The organism is Streptomyces sp. NPDC004561 (assembly GCF_053602155.1).
Window position 1 is genome coordinate 14,790 of the sequence record NZ_JBSGDB010000051.1, and the last position, 15,331, is coordinate 30,120.

The following is a 15,331-nucleotide window of genomic DNA, read 5'->3' on the forward strand; positions in this document are numbered from 1 at the left end:
ACGCCTGGGACCAACGCTAGGGAATTCGCATGGAGGCTTGCTTGACCTGGTATCGAGAACGAGCGCAGCGGCCGCAAAGCCTCACCACCGCTGGAAACAGCCGAACGGTCAGCGGCGGCGGCGTGGGGCGGACAGGACGGTGGTGAAGTCGTCCAGGGCCGCGAGGCTGTGGGCGCTGACGACGGCGTCGCAGTAGGGCAGTGCCGCGGCCATGCCGGCCACGAGCGGGCGGTAACGGGGGCTTGCCGTACGGGGGTTGACCCATATGACGCGGTAGGCGACCCGGGACAGGCGCGCCATGTGGGTGGCGAGGTCGGCGGGCGTGCCGGTGTCCCAGCCGTCGGAGATGATGGCGATCACGGCGCCGTGCGCCATGCCGCGGCGGCCGAACCGCTCGTTGAACTCCGCCAGGCAGTCCGCGATCCGGGTGCCCCCCGACCAGTCCGGGGCCGCGCGTCCGGCCCGTGCCAGCGCGTCGTCCGGGCCGGACCGCCGCAGGACGGGCGTGAGGCGGGTGAGCCGGGTGGCGAAGGTGAAGACCTCGGCACGGGTGGCACGGGCGGCGCAGTAGAGCAGTTGCAGCATCGCGCGGGCATAGGGCTCCATCGATCCGGAGATGTCGCAGAGCACGACGAGGTCGCGGGGGCGGGTGCGGGGCTCGAAGCGGTGCAGCCGCAGCGGGTATCCGCCGGTGCGCCGGCTGGCGGAGAGGGTGCGGCGCACGTCGATGCGCGCGCCGTGGTGCGCCGTACGGCGCCGGCGGGACGGCCGGGTCGGGGTGCGCAGCACGAGGGTGCGCATCACCTCGGAGAGCCGCGCCAGTTCCTCCGCGGACAGCTCGGCGAAGTCGCGGTCGGCCAGGCGGTCGAGCGGACTGGCGACAAGGGGTACGGGGGCCTCCCGGGGCTGTGCGCCGGTACCCCGGCCCCGGCCGTCCTCGGTGTCCTTCCGGGTGCCGGGGACGCCGCCGGCAACGGTGTTCGGGAGCGAGCGGGGCGGGTCGCCGGGCTGCCCGCGCTGTGCCCCGCGGCCGGCCGGGCCGCCGAACACCTCGCGGAAGACCGCGTCGAACGGCTCGATCTGGTCGCGGTCGGACACCAGGGTGGCGAGCGCGCAGTCCCGTAGTTCGCGGGTCGTCGTCGGTGCCAGCAGGGTGAGGGCCCGGGCGAAGCCGCGGGTGCGGTCGGGGCCCACCGCGATGCCCGCGTCGTACAGGGCCGCGGTGAACGAGGCGGCCAGTTCCGGCAGGTCAGCCATCGGTGCCCGCGTCCGCGTCGACCAACTCCGCCAGTCCGGCCCGGCGCACGGCCTCCATGTCCTCGGCGTACTTGAGCACCGCCCCCAGGGTGCGGTCGGCGGCCTGGGCGTCGAGGACGGCGAGCCCCAGCGTGTGCAGCGCGCCCGCCCAGTCGATCGCCTCGGCGATGCCGGGCGGCTTGGTGAGTTCCTGCCGGGCGCGCAGGCGCGCCACCCCGCGTGCCACGCGCGGGGCCAGCCACTCGGCCGACTCCGGCACCCTTCTGCGGATGATCGCGGCGACCCGCGCGGTGTCCGGGTAGTCGATCCAGTGGTAGAGGCAGCGGCGTTTGAGCGCGTCGTGCAGATCGCGGGTGCGGTTGGAGGTCAGTACGGCCACCGGCGGCACCACGGCCGAGCGGGTGCCGAGTTCGGGGATGGTGACCGCGGCGTCGGCGAGCAGTTCCAGCAGGAACGCCTCGAACTCGTCGTCGGCGCGGTCCACCTCGTCGATGAGCAGCACCGCCGGCCGGGGCCCCGGGTGGCAGATCGCGGCGAGCAGCGGGCGTGGCAGCAGGTAGTCCTCGGTGAACAGGTCGGCGTCCCGCAGGGGTTCCCCGCGGGACTCGGCCAGGCGGATGGCGAGGAGCTGCCGTGGGTAGTTCCACTCGTAGAGGGCCTCGGCCGACGACAGTCCCTCGTAGCACTGCAGCCGGATCAGCGGGGTGTCGAGCACGGCCGCGAGCGCGCGGGCCGCCTCGGTCTTGCCGACGCCGGGCTCGCCCTCCAGCAGGATCGGCTGCCGCATGCGCACGGCCAGCAGCAGCGCCGTAGCCAGGGCGTCGTCGGCCAGGTAGCCGACCGTGTCGAGACGCGCGCGCAGGGCGGGGACATCGGGTGCGAGGGCGTCGAGGTCAGGCATGCGCGTACCGGGAGGGGTCGTCGGCGAAGGCGTGCTGGCAGCCCGGTCCGCAGAAGTACACCGTGGCGCCGGCCCGGTCCAGTGAGAGCGTTGCGGGCGTGATCGCCACGGTCATGCCGCACACGGGATCCACGTCCTCGGCCACCGGCCCGGCGGAGCCGGCTCCGGGCTGCGGGGCCCGGGCCGCCTTCGGCCGCAGGGCGGTGATCTCGGCGTACACCGACAGCGCGATCTCCCCCGGGGTCCGAGCGCCGATGTCCAGGCCCGCCGGGGTGTGCACGCGGGCGCGTTGTTCCTCGGTGAGGGCCAGCCCGGCGAGCACCGCCGCGCCGCGCTTCGGGCTGGCCACCAGACCGATGTACGGGACTCCGGCGCGGGCGGCCTCGGTCAGCACGTTCTCCTCGTCGCGGCCGTGCGTGGCGATGACGACGACGTCCAGGTCGGGCGGCAGCGGCTCGCCCGGCGAGGCCGGCCGGGTGTCGAGGCCGAGCACACGGCCGACGTCGAGCAGGGCGCGGGCGATGGGGGCGTGTCCGTAGACGTAGGCCAGCGCCGGAGGGAGGTTGGCCTCCAGGAAGATGTCGAGCGTGCCGCCCGACAGACAGGGGTTGGCCACCGTGACCAGGCCCTCGCCGGGCGCCCCGGTGCCCGCTGCCCCGGTGCCCGCGTCGGGCGTGATCCTCAGCAGCAGCGACTCCCCGGTCCGCAGCACCCGCAGGCCCTGCAACTGCACCGTCGTCTCGGCGCAGGTGCCGCCCACGAAGCCCTCGACGGTGCCGTCGGGCAGCACCAGGGCGCTGTCCCCGGGCTTGGCGCTCGTGGGCCGTTCCGCGTGCACGACGGTGGCCAGGACGAACGGGGTACGGCCGTGCCGGAGCACGTCCGCCCGGGTCAGCAGTTCGGTGTTCGTCATCGCGGTGGCCTCAGGTGATCGCCAGGTCGGTGCGCAGCGGCCGGCCCTGCGCGGCCCGCCACACCGCGGCGGGCGTCAGCGGCATGTCGACATGGTGTACGCCGAGCGGTTTCAGCGCGTCGACCACGGCGTTGACCACCGCGGCGGGCGAGCCCACCGTGGCCGACTCGCCGACGCCCTTGGCTCCGAGGGGGTGGTGCGGGGAGGGGGTGACGGTCTCGCCGAGTTCCCAGGAGGGGCATTCGACGGAGGTGGGCAGGAGGTAGTCCATGAACGAGCCGCCGAGGCAGTTGCCGTCCTCGTCGAAGGCGATCACCTGCATGAGCGCCATGCCGAGGCCGTCGGCGAGTCCGCCGTGCACCTGCCCCTCGACGATCATGGGGTTGATCCGGTTGCCGCAGTCGTCCACGGCGACGAACCGGCGGACCTTCACCTGGCCGGTGGCCGCGTCCACGTCGGCGACGCAGATGTAGGCCCCGAACGGGAAGGTGAGGTTCGGCGGGTTGTAGACGCAGGTCGCGTCCAGGTGGCCCTCGACGCCCTCGGGCAGTTCCAGGCTGGAGTGTGCGGCGAGCGCGATCTCGGCCATGGTCCGGCCCTGGTCGGGGTCGCCGGTGACGTACCAGCGGCCCTTCTCCCATTCCAGGTCGTCCGGGCTGACCTCCAGCATCGCGGAGGCGACGATCCTGGCGCGTTCGCGCACCTTGCGGGAGACCATCGCGGCCGCGCCCCCGGACACCGGCGTCGAGCGGGATCCGTAGGTGCCGAGCCCGAACGGGGTCTGGTCGGTGTCGCCGTGCACCACCTCGACGTCCTCGGGCGGGATGCCGAGTTCCTCGGCGACGATCTGCGCGAACGTCGTCTCGTGGCCCTGCCCCTGGGACTGCACGGAGATCCGCAGGACGGCCTTGCCGGTCGGGTGGACCCGCAGTTCGGCACCGTCGGCCATGCCCAGCCCCAGGATGTCCATGTGCTTGCGGGGGCCCGCGCCGACGGCCTCGGTGAAGAAGCTGACCCCGATGCCCATCAGTTCGCCGCGCTCGCGTCTGTCGGCCTGCTCCCGGCGCAGGTCCTCGTAGTGCGCGATGTCCATGGCCAGGCGCAGGGCCCGCGGGTAGTCGCCGGAGTCGTACTCCCATCCCGTCCGCGTGTCGTACGGGAACTGCTCGGGCCGCAGCAGGTTGCGCATCCGCAGTTCGGCGGGGTCGGCGCCGAGCCGGTCGGCGAGCACGTCGACCATCCGCTCGACCAGGTACACGGCCTCGGTGACGCGGAACGAGCAGGCGTAGGCGACGCCGCCGGGGGCCTTGTTGGTGTAGACGCCGGTCACGGCGCAGTGTGCGGCGGCCAGGTCGTACGAGCCGGTGAAGACGCCGAAGAAGCCGGCCGGGAACTGCGTCGGCTGTGCGGTGGCGTTGAACGCGCCGTGATCGGCGATCACATGGACGCGCAGGGCCAGGATCTTCCCGTCCTTCGTCGCCGCGATCTCCCCGTGCATGTGGTAGTCCCGGGCGAAGGAGGTGCTCATCAGGTTCTCCGAGCGGTCCTCCATCCACTTCACGGGCTTGCCGGTGACGATCGAGCCGACGACCGCGCACACGTAACCGGGGTAGATGCCGACCTTGTTGCCGAAGCCGCCTCCGATGTCCGGGGAGATGATCCGGATCTTGTGCTCCGGGATGCCGGCCACCATCGCGTAGATCGTGCGGTGGGCGTGCGGGGCCTGGGTGGTGGACCACACCGTCAGCTTCCCGGTGATGGCGTCCATGTCCGCCACGGTGCCGCAGGTCTCCAGCGGCGCCGGGTGCACCCGCGGGTAGAGCATGTCCTGCTCCACCACGACGTCGGCGGCCGCGAACACCTCGTCGGTCCGCTCCTTGTCGCCGGCCGACCAGTCGAAGATGTGGTTGTCGGTCCGCTGGTCCTTGTCGTCGCGGATCACCGGCGCGTCCGGGTCCAGCGCCCGGCGGGCGTCGACGACCGCGGGGAGCGGTTCGTACTCGACGTCGATCAGTTCGAGTGCGTCGCGTGCGGCGTAGCGGTCCTCGGCGACGACGAAGGCGACCTCCTGGCCCTGGAAGCGCACCTTGTCGGTGGCGAGCACCGCCTGCGTGTCGTACGACAGTGTCGGCATCCAGGCCAGTCCGAGGCCGGCCAGGGTCTCCCCGGTGATCACGGCCCTGACCTTGGGGTGCGCCTCGGCGGCGCTGGTGTCGACGGACACGATCCGGGCGTGCGCCAGCGGGCTGCGCAGCACCGCGCCGTACAGCATCCCGGGCAGCTTCACGTCGTCGACGTAGGTCCCGTGGCCGCGGACGAACCGCGCGTCCTCCTTGCGGGGCATCCGGCCGAAGCCGACCGGCCGTTCCTCGGTGGTCGTCATGCCCGCACCTCCTCGCGGCCGGGCGCCGGTTCGGTGTCCGCGTCCGCGGACCGCGCCCCGCCGCCGTGCTCGGCGGCCCAGCGGATGGAGCGCACGATGTTCTCGTAACCGGTGCAGCGGCACATCTGTCCGGAGATGGCCTCGCGGATGTCCTCCTCGGACGGATCCGCGTCGTGGTCGAGCAGCCAGCGGGCGGTCATCATCATCCCCGGCGTGCAGAAGCCGCACTGCAACCCGTGGCAGGCCACGAACCCCTGCTGCACCGGGTCGAGTTCGGTCCCGTGGGCCAGGCCCTCGACGGTCCGCACCTCATGGCCGTCGGCCATCACCGCCAGCACGGTGCAGGACTTGACCGGCGTCCCGTCCAGCCAGACGGTGCACACCCCGCAGTTGGAGGTGTCGCAGCCCCAGTGGGTGCCGGTGAGCCCGAGTTCGTCGCGCAGGAGGTGCACGAGCAGCAGCCTGGGCTCCACGTCCCTGGTGTGCTGCTCGCCGTTCACGGTCACGGTGATCCGCATGTCACGCCTCCTGCCCCTGGGCACGTGCGGCGGCGGTGCGCAGCGCGCGCGTGGTCAGCTCCCCGGCCAGATGCCGCTTGTAGTCGACGGGGCCGCGCTGGTCGGCCGCCGGCCTGCACTCCCGCGAGGCGATCCGGCCCGCCTCTGCGAAGCTCTCCTCGTCCGGCCGGGCGCCGCGCAGGAAGTCCTCGGCCCCCTCCGCCACGAAGCGTGGGGCGCCCACCGCGGTCAGCCCGATCCCGGCCTCGGTGATGACCCCGTCGGAGATCTCCAGCACCGCTCCCGCGGCGACGACCGCCCAGTCACCGACCCGGCGCTCGACCTTGCGGTAGGCGCTGGCGTGCGAACGGATGGGCACGCGGATCTCCACCACGAGCTCCGCCTCGCCCAGCGCGGTCTCGTACGGTCCGAGGAAGAACTCCCTGATCCCGATGGTGCGTCTGCCGCCGGGTCCCTGGGCGACGAGGGTCGCCCGCAGTGCCGAGAACGCCGCGGAGAGATCCTCCGACGGATCGGCCTGGCACAGCGAGCCGCCCACGGTGCCGCGGTTGCGTACGAGCGGATCGGCGATGACCCGCTCCGCGTCCCGCAGGATGGGGAAGTGCTCGCCGACGACCGGCGAGGCCAGCAGCTCCGCGTGGCGGACCATGGCTCCGACGGCCAGGTCGTGCCCGTCCACCCGGATCAGCGCCAGCTCGCCGAGGCCGTTGATGTCGATCAGCGCCTCGGGCTGGGCCAGCCGGAGTTTCATCATCGGCAGCAGGCTGTGCCCGCCCGCCACCACCCGCGCCTCGGGGCCGTACCGGGTGAGCAGTTCGATCGCCTGCTCGACGCTGGCGGCCCTCTCGTACTGGAACGCAGCCGGAACCTGCATCGGGCCCTCCCGGGAATGCCGTACCCGTCGCTGCAGCGATGCTGCGCTCGTCCGCATCGGCCGTGCAATGGGTGGATAAGCATTCACTTATCACTTGGAATGGGGGAAAATCGGGTGGTGACCGTCACGCAGCTCAGCACCTTCGTGCTGGTTGCCCGGCTCGGTTCGGTGTCCGCCGCGGCGCGGACGCTGGACGTGAGCGAGTCCGCGGTGTCACAGGCGCTCTCCGCGCTGCGCACCCACTACGGCGATCCGCTCATCCGGCGCACTGGCGGCGGTGGGATGCGCCTGACGCCCGCCGGGGCGCGGCTGCTGCCGGTCGCGTCGCGGATGGTCGCGCTGAGCGCGGACGCCGAGGCCGCGGTGCGCGCGGCGCGGGGCGCGCCCGACGAACTGCGGGTCGTCGCCACGAGCACGCTGGCCGAGTTCGTGCTCCCGTCGCTCGTGGAGGCCTTCGCCTGCCGCTCGGGGCGCAGGACGGAGACCTCATTCGGGGCGGCCTCCGGCAGCGCCATGCGCGTGCTGGTGGAGAACCGGCTGGCCGACGTCGCGCTCGGGCCGTGTCCCGGCGCCGCCCGCAGGGGCGAACTGGTCAGCGAGCCGCTGTTCCGCACCGAGCTGGTCGTGGTGATCGGCGCCAGGTCCCCGCGGCCGCCCGGTGCGCCGCCGCAGTGGTCGTGGCTGGTCGATTCCTCCGGGACCGATCCGGACGCGGACTCCGGGCGGCTGCTGCGCCGGCTCGGAGTGGCCGAGGGACACGTGTGGGTCTTCCCCAACCAGGCCGCGACCTGGGCGGCCGCCGCCGAGGGCGCCGGGGTGGCACCGGCACTGGCCCATCTGGTCTCGCCCCGCATCCGCCGCGACGAGCTGCGCGTCCTGGAGACCCCGGCGACACCGTCGGACGCCACGTGGCACGCCACCGTCCTGCCGCCCGAGCAGCGTTCCCCGGCCACCGACGCGTTCCTCCACTTCCTGCACACGCCCGCGGCGACCCGCATCATGCGCGCGCCCGGCACGGGCGTCCCGCCCTCCCGGTTCCGGCCTCCGGTGTACGTCACGCTCTGGGGCGCGTGAGAGCGGCGCACCCGCTCTCCCGGAGATCAGTGGACGGCACTCCCCCGCGCCGCCGCCGCGAGGGTCGGCTGGAGGCGGCGGGCGACGTCGACGTGGTCGCCGGTCCAGATGACGCGGACGGCCGTGGCCGTCGCCTGGCCGCAGCCGTCGACGAGATCGGTGCGGACGGACTCCACCAGCTGTGACGCGCCCTTGGGACGCAGCGGGACGGGCTCGGGGAGGGGCGCCTTGTGGCCGAGACTCGCCGCGAAGCCGCAGTACCACTCCATGACACCGGCCGCGGCGCCGACGACGGCCCGGTGGGCATCGGTCCGGGCGGCCTCCCCGTGCGTCGGTCCGGCGCCCCGCCACAGGGAGACGACGGCGTCCGAAGCGTCCGCGCTCACGGTCGGCCGGTGGTCGCCGCACCTGCGGGCGAGGCCGGTCCGTCGGCCGCCCGGAGGTGTTCGGGGGCGCCGCGGGCTACAGGCCCACGTCCCGGCGGCGGATGTCCTCCAGGGACTCCCGGCGGACGAGCAGACGGGCGTGGCCGTCCCGTACGGCGGCCACGGGCGGGCGGCCGACCAGGTTGTAGCCGGAGGCCATGGACAGGTGGTAGGCGCCGGCCACGGGCACGGCGAGCAGGTCTCCGGGGCGGACGTCGGCGGGGAGTTCCACGTCGGCGGCGAGGATGTCGCCGGCCTCGCAGTGGCGGCCGACCACGGTCACCCGGGTCCGGTCCGCCGTGCTGTGCCGCCCGACGAGCCGGGGCGCGTACCGGACGCCGTACAGGGCCGGCCGGGGGTTGTCGCTCATGCCGCCGTCGACGGCCACGAAGAGGTGGTCGCCCGTGTGCTTGACGGCGAGGACGTGGTAGAGGGCGATGCCCGCGGGGCCGACGATCGCCCGTCCGGGTTCGATGACGAGGCGGGGCACGGGGAGTCCGGCCGTGACACAGGCCCCGGCGAGTTCCGCGCGGACCTTGCGGGCGAGTGCGGTCAGGTCCAGCGCCTCCTCGCCGGGGCGGTAGGCGATGCCGTGGCCGCCGCCGAGGTCGAGTTCGGGCAGGACCAGGCCGTGCTGCTCGTACAGGCGGGCCATCAGACCGACCATGCGGCGTACGGCGACCAGGTACGGCTTGACGCTGGTGATCTGGGAGCCCAGGTGGCAGTGCAGGCCGGTGAGTTCGAGCTGCGGCTGGTCGAGGATGCGGGCGATGGCGTGCTGGGCGTAGCCGTCGGCGATGGACAGGCCGAACTTCTGGTCCCCGGTGCCGGTGCGGATCTTCTCGTGGCCGCCGGCCGCGATGCCGGGGACGACGCGGACCATGACCTTCTGGTGGCCGTCGGGTCCGACGGCGGCGGCCAGCCGGGCGATCTCCGAGGGGCTGTCGATGACGACGCGTCCGACGCCGAGGCGCAGGGCGGTGTCCAGGTCCCGCGGGGACTTGGCGTTGCCGTGCAGGACGATCCGCTCGGGCGGGAAGCCGGTGGTGACGGCGAGTTCGAGTTCGCCGGCGGAGCAGACGTCGAGGCCGAGGCCCTCCTCGTCCATCCAGTGGGCCATGGCCCGGCACAGGAACGCCTTGGCGGCGTACAGGACTTCGGCGTCGGGGAAGGCGTTCAGATAGGTACGGCAGCGGTCGCGGACCTCGGCCTCGTCCAGGACGTAGACGGGGGTGCCGAAGCGGTCGGCCAGCTCGGCGAGCGGTACGCCGCCCACGGCGAGGCAGCCCAGGCGGGGCTCGGTCGTCGAGGCCGGCCACACCACCGACTCGGCGGCGGCGACAGTGGTGGTGGGTTCGTGAACCGTGGTCATCGTGGCTGCCCCTCTCAGGCGGTCCGCAGCGCGGGGATCTGGAGGCCGACCGGCGTGACCGGCGTGACCGGCGCGGGCGCCGGCGCGGTGAACTGCGGGTCGACGGTGACGGCGGTGACGCCGAGCGGGGCGGTCAGCGCGCGCAGGGCGGGCTCGGCGAGGCGGATCCACGCCTGGCCGGGGCCGAGCATCGCGGCCAGCCGGCGCTCGGAGGTGAAGCCGACGGCGGTGCGGTCGCCGAGCGGTGTGCGGAAGAGGCGGGCCGCACACCCGCGGGGGCCCGGCCGGACCGGGACGTACAGGGGTCCGGCCGGGAACCGATCGGAGGGCTCGGGGTCGTCGCCGTAGAGGAGTTCTGCCATGGGGTGCCTCCCGGAGGTCAGGGAGCGAATGGTCGGGGAGACCCCGGACGCGGGGAGGCGGACCGGGGCTCGCTGCCGACGTTATGCCCGGCCTCCCCGGCTCCCGGACCGGCCCTGACGGGACGCTGACGAGGATTCCGGCGACCTTGACGCGGTGCTGACGTCCCTGGTGGGAGGGCGTGGAAGGCCCTGCCGCGTGCCGTGTCGTGCCTCGAAGCGGTAGCCCCCTGCGGCGAGCCGGGTGGCCGCCGAGCCGAGGCACCCGGCCACGGTGCCGCTCTGGCACGAGCTCGGCTCTGGCACGAGCTCGGCACCGGAGTCCGCCGCTCGCTGGAGCGCGGCACGCTGTGCCACGGCGCGGAGGTCCTGGAACGGCTGGGCCACCACATCGACGACGAGACGGCGCAGGCCGTGCTCCGGGCGTCGGGACGGCGCTGACCTTCCGGGCACGGCGCGTTACATGTAGTGTGCACTTTCTCACTCGGCGGGACGGCCGGACACCGGTAGCGTCCCGAGCAGCCGCTCGCACCCCGCCACCCGAATGGAGAAGCGACCCTTGCCCAGCTCCACCGCATCCCAGGGCAGCTACTTCGAACCCATAGACGACCACCGCTACAAGCCGACGACGCACGCGGGTGGCGCCTGGGACCCGGACGAGCAGCACTTCAGCCCGCTCGGCGGGCTCGTCGTCCACGCCCTCGACCGGTACCGCGCCGCCTGTGGGGACAACGGCCTGGTCCTCTCCCGGATCAGCTACGACATCCTCGGCCGCCTCGCGCTCGACGAGTGCGAGATCGAGGTGGAGACCGTCCGCCCCGGCCGGACCATCGAACTCCTCGAAGCGGTCGTACGGATCGCCGGCCGTCCGGTCGTACGGGCCCGCGCCTGGTTCCTGGCCGCCGTGGACACCACCGAGGTCGCGGGCGGCCCCGGGGACCGTCTCACCGCACCGGAGTCGCTGGAACCGTGGGCGATGTCCGACGACTGGCCCGGAGGCTACATCGCCTCCCTGGACGTCCGCCCTCTCGCACCGCCCAGGCCGGGACGTACGACGGCCTGGATCTCCACGCCCCTCGATCTGGTCGCCGGTGTTCCGGTGAGCCCGCTCGCGTCGTATCTCGCCCTGGTCGACACCGCCAACGGCATCGCCGTCCGGCAGTCGCCCACGGAGTGGATGTTCCCGAACGTCGACCTGACCGTTCATCTGCACCGCCGGCCGCGCGGCGCGTGGACCGGTCTGGACACCTCCGTCACCTTCGGCCCCTCCGGGCAGGGCCTCACCAGCACGGTCCTGCACGACGTCGACGGCCCGGTCGGCAGCGCCCAGCAGATCCTCACCGTCCGCCCCCAGCCGGGAGCCTGACGAGCGGGACATTTATACAATTCGAGCCGGGTGTCAATTTCGTAGCCATGCCGAAGGTGCCCTCCTCCCAGGTCGTGCTCGACGCCGCCTACCGCTGCTTCTGCCGCAACGGGTACCGCCGCACCACGGTCTCCGACATCGTTGAAGAGGCGCAGATGTCGCGCCCGACCGTCTACAAGTACGACGGGAGCAAGGAGGAGGCGGTCGCCAAGGTCGTCCGGACCCGCCTGGAGCAGGCCGGTGCGGCGGCCCGGGAGGCGGCGGCCGCCGCGGACACGCCCGAGGAGAAGGTGCTCGCGGTCCTCGCGGTGAAGCTGGAGGTCGCCGTCCGGCTGCGGCACGACAGCCCCGCGCACGCCCAGGAGCTGCTGTCCGCCGCCTCCGCCCAGGCCCCCGAGCTGGTCACCACCTACACCGACGGCCTGGCCGTGCTCCTCACCTCGGCCCTGGCCGGGGTCGTCCTGGACACGGCCCGGCGTGCCGCCGCCGTCCTGCTCACCTTCACCCGGGGCCTGGAGGCCGACCTGCGCGATGTCGAGGCCGTCCGCCGCGAACTCCGCGCCGGCGTACGGATGATCACCCAGGGGGTCATGGCCGGCCCCGCGCTGAACCCGTAGACCGCGATCGGGCGTTGCCCGGGCGCGGTGGCACTGGCCTCAGCCGCCGCGAACCCCCAGGTACCGCAGCGCGGATGCCGCCGCGCCCGCGCCGCACATGCCGTGGGCGCCCGGACCGGGCGGGGTGGCGGCCGAGCAGAGGAAGAAGCCGGGGATGCCGGTGGCGTACGGGTCGAGCGCCGCGCGAGGGCCGAGCAGGAGCCGCAGGGGCGTCATCGCGCCGGTGAGGATGTCCCCGCCGGCGAAGTTGGCGTTCGCCGCGGCGAAGTCGGCCGGCCGGGTCACGCGGACGCCCAGGACGCGCTCCCGCACGCCCGGGGCGAAGCGCTCCAGCTGTCCCAGGATCGCCTCCCTCGCGTCCCCGTCGTAGCCGTAGGGGACATGGGCGTAGGCCCACACCGGGTGCACGTCGCCGACCGAGCGCGACGGGTCCGCCAGGTACTGCTGTCCGACGAGGACGAACGGGCGGCCGGGCATGCGCCCCGCGGCCACCTCCCGTTCCGCGTGGGCGACTTCGGGGTACGGGCCGCCGAGGTGGACGGTGCCGGCGCGGCGGGCGTCCTCGTCGGTCCACGGCACGCCGCCCTCGACCGCCAGGTCGAGCTTGTAGGCGGCTGGGCCGCGGCGGAAGCGCCGGTACGCGGCCCGTGCCAGGGGCGGCAGCCGGTCGCCGTAGAGGGCGGCGGCCTGACCGGGGTCGAGGTCGAGCAGCGTGACGTCCGCGGGCGGGATCCGGGAGCGGTCGGTGACCCGGACCCCGGTGTGGACCTCACCGCCGTGCTCCCGCAGCACCCGCTCCATGGCGCGGGCGATGGCGCCCGAACCGCCCTCCGCGACGGCCCAGCCGGCGGCGTGACCCGCGACGAGGATGCCGAGGCCGATCGCGGAGCTGAACGGATCGGACAGCGGGCGGAAGGCGTGCGCCGCGACACCGGCCCACAGCGCCCGCGCCCGCGGGGTACGGAACAGACGCGCCAGGACGGCGGCCGGCGCCGGCGTCGGCAGGCCGAAGCGGGCGACCAGGAGCGGGTGGTCGGGGATGCGCAGCAGCGGGCCCATGACGTCTCCGGCGAGGGCGTCCCAGTGGCGCACCGACGGTTCGAGCAGCGCCCGGTAGCGGCCGCCGTCCACGCCGAGTCCGCGCGCGGTTTCGGTCACGGACCGCAGCAGGACGCCGGCCGTGCCGTCGTCGAGCGGGTGGACGCAGTCGACCTCGGGGAGCAGCCAGCGCAGCCCGTGGCGTTCCAGTTCCAGGGCGCGCAGCGCGGGAGAGGTGACGGCCATGGGGTGGACGGCCGAGCAGTGGTCGTGCAGCAGTCCGGGCACCAGGGCCTCGTAACTACGGGTGCCCCCGCCGGTCTCGGCGGCGGCCTCCAGGAGGGTGACCTCAAGGCCCGCCTTGGCCAACAGGGCTGCCGCGGCGAGCCCGTTGGGCCCCCCGCCGACGACGACCGCGGTGGTCATGACGCCCTGCCCCAAGTGTTCGGCCGAAGAGGGCGCACGGTCCGCACCTCGTGGACAGGGTGGTCGGGGCGGACGCGAAGCACCGACGGGCGGGCGTCCGCCTCGGGGCGCGGTGTCATGTCGTCAGTCCGGTGTGATGAGCGCGAGTCCGATGTCCGGGCGATAGGTCTTCCGCAGCTCCGCGGGGCTGTCGCGGACGACGACCTCGAGTGTCGGCCACACCTTGCCCTCCAGCAGGTGGCCGCCGCGGGTCGTACCGTCGGAGAGACCGAGCACGGCGTGCAGATGGGGGGTCGGCCCGTTCTCCCCGAGGGCGATGTCCCCCAGCAGCGACAGCACCTCGCACTGCTCGCCCACCGGTATCCGCCGGTAGTCCCTGGCCTCGCGGTCGAACCACCCGACCGTGGCCTCGGAGAAGGCTCCCACCGCCGTCACCTGCGACGCGCCGAGCCCCTTGGCGCGTGCGAACCCGGTGATCCGGTCGAGGGCCTCCTCACCCGGATCCAGCACCAGGACGTAGACGGCGGCCGGGGACTCCTGCACCTGTTGCCACTTCATGCGCGCCTGGGTACCCGGGGCCGCCCCGCGTGAACCGCCGCGCGCTCCGGCGTCCCCGACGGCCGGCCCGTCCGGGCTTCGGTTCGGCGCGACGGTGGCCCCGGAACGCTTTGCGCATCCGGCAACGGGTAGTCGGAGATGAACCGATTCGCCACGGGAAGGAAGCGGTCCGTGATGCTCTCTCATTCACTCCGGCAGGGGGTGCTCGTCATCACGGTGCACGCCGACCCCGGCATCGGCGGCCGGGCCACGTTCCTGACGAGGATCAGCGATCTGGTCCACGCGTACCAGCCGGCCTCCCTCGTCGTCGTCCTGGACGAGCCGGCGGCGGACGGCCCCGTGGTCGGCATCGTCCTGCGTGCGCACCGTATGTGCAGCCGCCTCGGCCTGCTGATGTCCGTGGCCACCCACAACGCGCCCGCCCGGCGGCTGCTCGAGGCCGGCGCCGACACCAGTGGCGTCCGCCTGGTCGTCCACGCCCGTATCGACGCCGCGATCGCCGGCGCCGCGGCGCTCGCCATGGCCGCGTGACCCGAGGGTCCCCAACCCCCAGGGCGTTGACCTCCGTCGGGCCGGCGGGTCGTGGCCCCGGCTCATCAGGGAGTCCCGCCGTCGGGTGTCCCGTACGTCTCCCGACGGCCGCTGGGCCAGACGGCGGCGGATGAGCCGACGACCTTGCGCATGTGGCGGTAGTCGTCGTCCGAGAGATCGCCCTTCTTCGCCCGCAGTATCTCCGTGACCCGGCGACCGGAGGCGTGCCCGGTGGACTCGCCTCCGCCCGTGTGCTGTCCGGCCTCACGCGACCGGTCGGAGTCCAGCCACTCGTCGAGCCGGGCCGGTGTCATGTTCACCAGCCCGCGGAACGCGTCCCAGGTCTCCGCACACTCCCTCGCGGAGAACGGCATCGCCCCTCCAGCCTGCGGGCGGCCCGTTCGCCGCGCAGCGTGTGAGCCGGGGAGCGTACGTCTGCCTACGACCCCGCAGCGGGGCTCTCTCCCCGCGTGCGCGAAAGGACGCGCCCCGTCGCCGGGAGGGCGCCGTCCGCCCGCTCCGCTTCCGCGCGGGCGAAGGCGGTGGCGATCAGGGCCAGGGCGGCCGTGTACGTCACCATGACGAGCGCGGCACGCCCGGGGAAGTCGGTCCCCGCGGCGCCCAGTTCTTCCAGGCGAGCCCGCCCCCGGACCACGAGCGCTACTTCGAGGAGCTGCTGGAGATCCTCGGCGACGGCGGCCCACCCGACCAGGAGGCCA

16 protein-coding genes and 2 pseudogenes are annotated in these 15,331 nt (G+C 73.8%); 6 read left to right on the forward strand and 12 right to left on the reverse strand.

The window, feature by feature from the left end; genetic code table 11:
* Positions 1-108: 108 nt before the first annotated feature.
* From ACWEN3_RS10055 to ACWEN3_RS10080, 6 genes are read right to left on the reverse strand one after another with little or no spacing between them, the layout of a single operon-like run.
* Positions 109-1,257 carry a vWA domain-containing protein gene (locus tag ACWEN3_RS10055; protein WP_452968019.1) on the reverse strand — a complete coding sequence of 383 codons (1,149 nt, stop codon included), beginning with the start codon at positions 1,255-1,257 and terminating at the stop codon, positions 109-111.
* The gene (locus ACWEN3_RS10060) at positions 1,250-2,158 is read right to left on the reverse strand and encodes an AAA family ATPase (protein WP_452968021.1); all 909 of its coding nucleotides are present in this window, start codon (positions 2,156-2,158) and stop codon (positions 1,250-1,252) included. The genes ACWEN3_RS10055 and ACWEN3_RS10060 overlap by 8 nt, the downstream gene beginning before the upstream one ends.
* Positions 2,151-3,071, reverse strand: a complete 921-nt coding sequence (locus ACWEN3_RS10065; protein ID WP_452968024.1) for an XdhC family protein — start codon at positions 3,069-3,071, stop codon at positions 2,151-2,153. Before ACWEN3_RS10065 ends, ACWEN3_RS10060 begins: the two co-directional genes overlap by 8 nt.
* Before the next feature lie 10 nt (positions 3,072-3,081).
* Entirely contained in the window at positions 3,082-5,454 is a 2,373-nt protein-coding gene (locus ACWEN3_RS10070; RefSeq protein ID WP_452968026.1) for an aerobic carbon-monoxide dehydrogenase large subunit, read from the reverse strand.
* Positions 5,451-5,972, reverse strand: a complete 522-nt coding sequence (locus tag ACWEN3_RS10075) for a (2Fe-2S)-binding protein (protein ID WP_452968028.1) — start codon at positions 5,970-5,972, stop codon at positions 5,451-5,453. The genes ACWEN3_RS10070 and ACWEN3_RS10075 overlap by 4 nt, the downstream gene beginning before the upstream one ends.
* Position 5,973: 1 nt before the next feature.
* Entirely contained in the window at positions 5,974-6,846 is an 873-nt protein-coding gene (locus ACWEN3_RS10080; RefSeq protein ID WP_452968031.1) for an FAD binding domain-containing protein, read from the reverse strand.
* Positions 6,847-6,963: 117 nt separating this feature from the next.
* On the opposite strand from ACWEN3_RS10080, the gene ACWEN3_RS10085 reads away from it, so the two are divergent.
* Positions 6,964-7,920, forward strand: a complete 957-nt coding sequence (locus ACWEN3_RS10085) for a LysR family transcriptional regulator (protein ID WP_452968033.1) — start codon at positions 6,964-6,966, stop codon at positions 7,918-7,920.
* 26 nt (positions 7,921-7,946) lie between these two features.
* Here ACWEN3_RS10085 and ACWEN3_RS10090 read toward each other — a convergent pair whose 3' ends face one another.
* The 3 genes from ACWEN3_RS10090 to ACWEN3_RS10100 form a co-directional block, all read right to left on the reverse strand.
* Complete coding sequence (locus tag ACWEN3_RS10090; RefSeq protein ID WP_452968035.1) at positions 7,947-8,306, reverse strand: hypothetical protein; 360 nt, start codon at positions 8,304-8,306, stop codon at positions 7,947-7,949.
* 76 nt (positions 8,307-8,382) lie between these two features.
* Positions 8,383-9,717 carry a diaminopimelate decarboxylase gene (gene lysA, locus ACWEN3_RS10095; RefSeq protein ID WP_452968038.1) on the reverse strand — a complete coding sequence of 445 codons (1,335 nt, stop codon included), beginning with the start codon at positions 9,715-9,717 and terminating at the stop codon, positions 8,383-8,385.
* Between the two features lie 14 nt (positions 9,718-9,731).
* Complete coding sequence (locus ACWEN3_RS10100; protein WP_452968041.1) at positions 9,732-10,079, reverse strand: SAV_915 family protein; 348 nt, start codon at positions 10,077-10,079, stop codon at positions 9,732-9,734.
* 201 nt (positions 10,080-10,280) lie between these two features.
* Here ACWEN3_RS10100 and ACWEN3_RS10105 point away from each other — a divergent pair, with 201 nt between their 5' ends.
* The 3 genes from ACWEN3_RS10105 (at position 10,281) to ACWEN3_RS10115 (ending at position 12,059) form a co-directional block, all read left to right on the forward strand.
* Positions 10,281-10,517 carry a hypothetical protein gene (locus ACWEN3_RS10105; protein WP_452968043.1) on the forward strand — a complete coding sequence of 79 codons (237 nt, stop codon included), beginning with the start codon at positions 10,281-10,283 and terminating at the stop codon, positions 10,515-10,517.
* A gap of 103 nt (positions 10,518-10,620) precedes the next feature.
* The gene (locus ACWEN3_RS10110) at positions 10,621-11,442 is read left to right on the forward strand and encodes a thioesterase family protein (RefSeq protein ID WP_452968045.1); all 822 of its coding nucleotides are present in this window, start codon (positions 10,621-10,623) and stop codon (positions 11,440-11,442) included.
* 47 nt (positions 11,443-11,489) lie between these two features.
* Complete coding sequence (locus ACWEN3_RS10115; RefSeq protein ID WP_452968047.1) at positions 11,490-12,059, forward strand: TetR/AcrR family transcriptional regulator; 570 nt, start codon at positions 11,490-11,492, stop codon at positions 12,057-12,059.
* Between the two features lie 39 nt (positions 12,060-12,098).
* On the opposite strand, the gene ACWEN3_RS10120 is transcribed toward ACWEN3_RS10115, so the two are convergent.
* Both ACWEN3_RS10120 and ACWEN3_RS10125 read right to left on the reverse strand, forming a co-directional pair.
* Entirely contained in the window at positions 12,099-13,523 is a 1,425-nt protein-coding gene (locus tag ACWEN3_RS10120; RefSeq protein WP_452968049.1) for a phytoene desaturase family protein, read from the reverse strand.
* Positions 13,524-13,646: 123 nt separating this feature from the next.
* Positions 13,647-14,081, reverse strand: a complete 435-nt coding sequence (locus ACWEN3_RS10125; protein WP_452968052.1) for a PPC domain-containing DNA-binding protein — start codon at positions 14,079-14,081, stop codon at positions 13,647-13,649.
* Between the two features lie 174 nt (positions 14,082-14,255).
* Between ACWEN3_RS10125 and ACWEN3_RS10130 the strand changes: the two genes are divergently transcribed.
* On the forward strand, positions 14,256-14,612 hold the full coding sequence (locus ACWEN3_RS10130; RefSeq protein ID WP_452968054.1) for a hypothetical protein: 357 nt from the start codon (positions 14,256-14,258) through the stop codon (positions 14,610-14,612).
* A 39-nt stretch (positions 14,613-14,651) separates the two neighbouring features.
* On the opposite strand, the pseudogene ACWEN3_RS10135 reads toward ACWEN3_RS10130, so the two are convergent.
* Positions 14,652-14,986, reverse strand: a pseudogene (locus ACWEN3_RS10135) (DUF3140 domain-containing protein); the annotation flags it as partial.
* A 251-nt stretch (positions 14,987-15,237) separates the two neighbouring features.
* On the opposite strand from ACWEN3_RS10135, the pseudogene ACWEN3_RS10140 reads away from it, so the two are divergent.
* Positions 15,238-15,331, forward strand: a pseudogene (locus ACWEN3_RS10140) (cupin domain-containing protein); the annotation flags it as partial.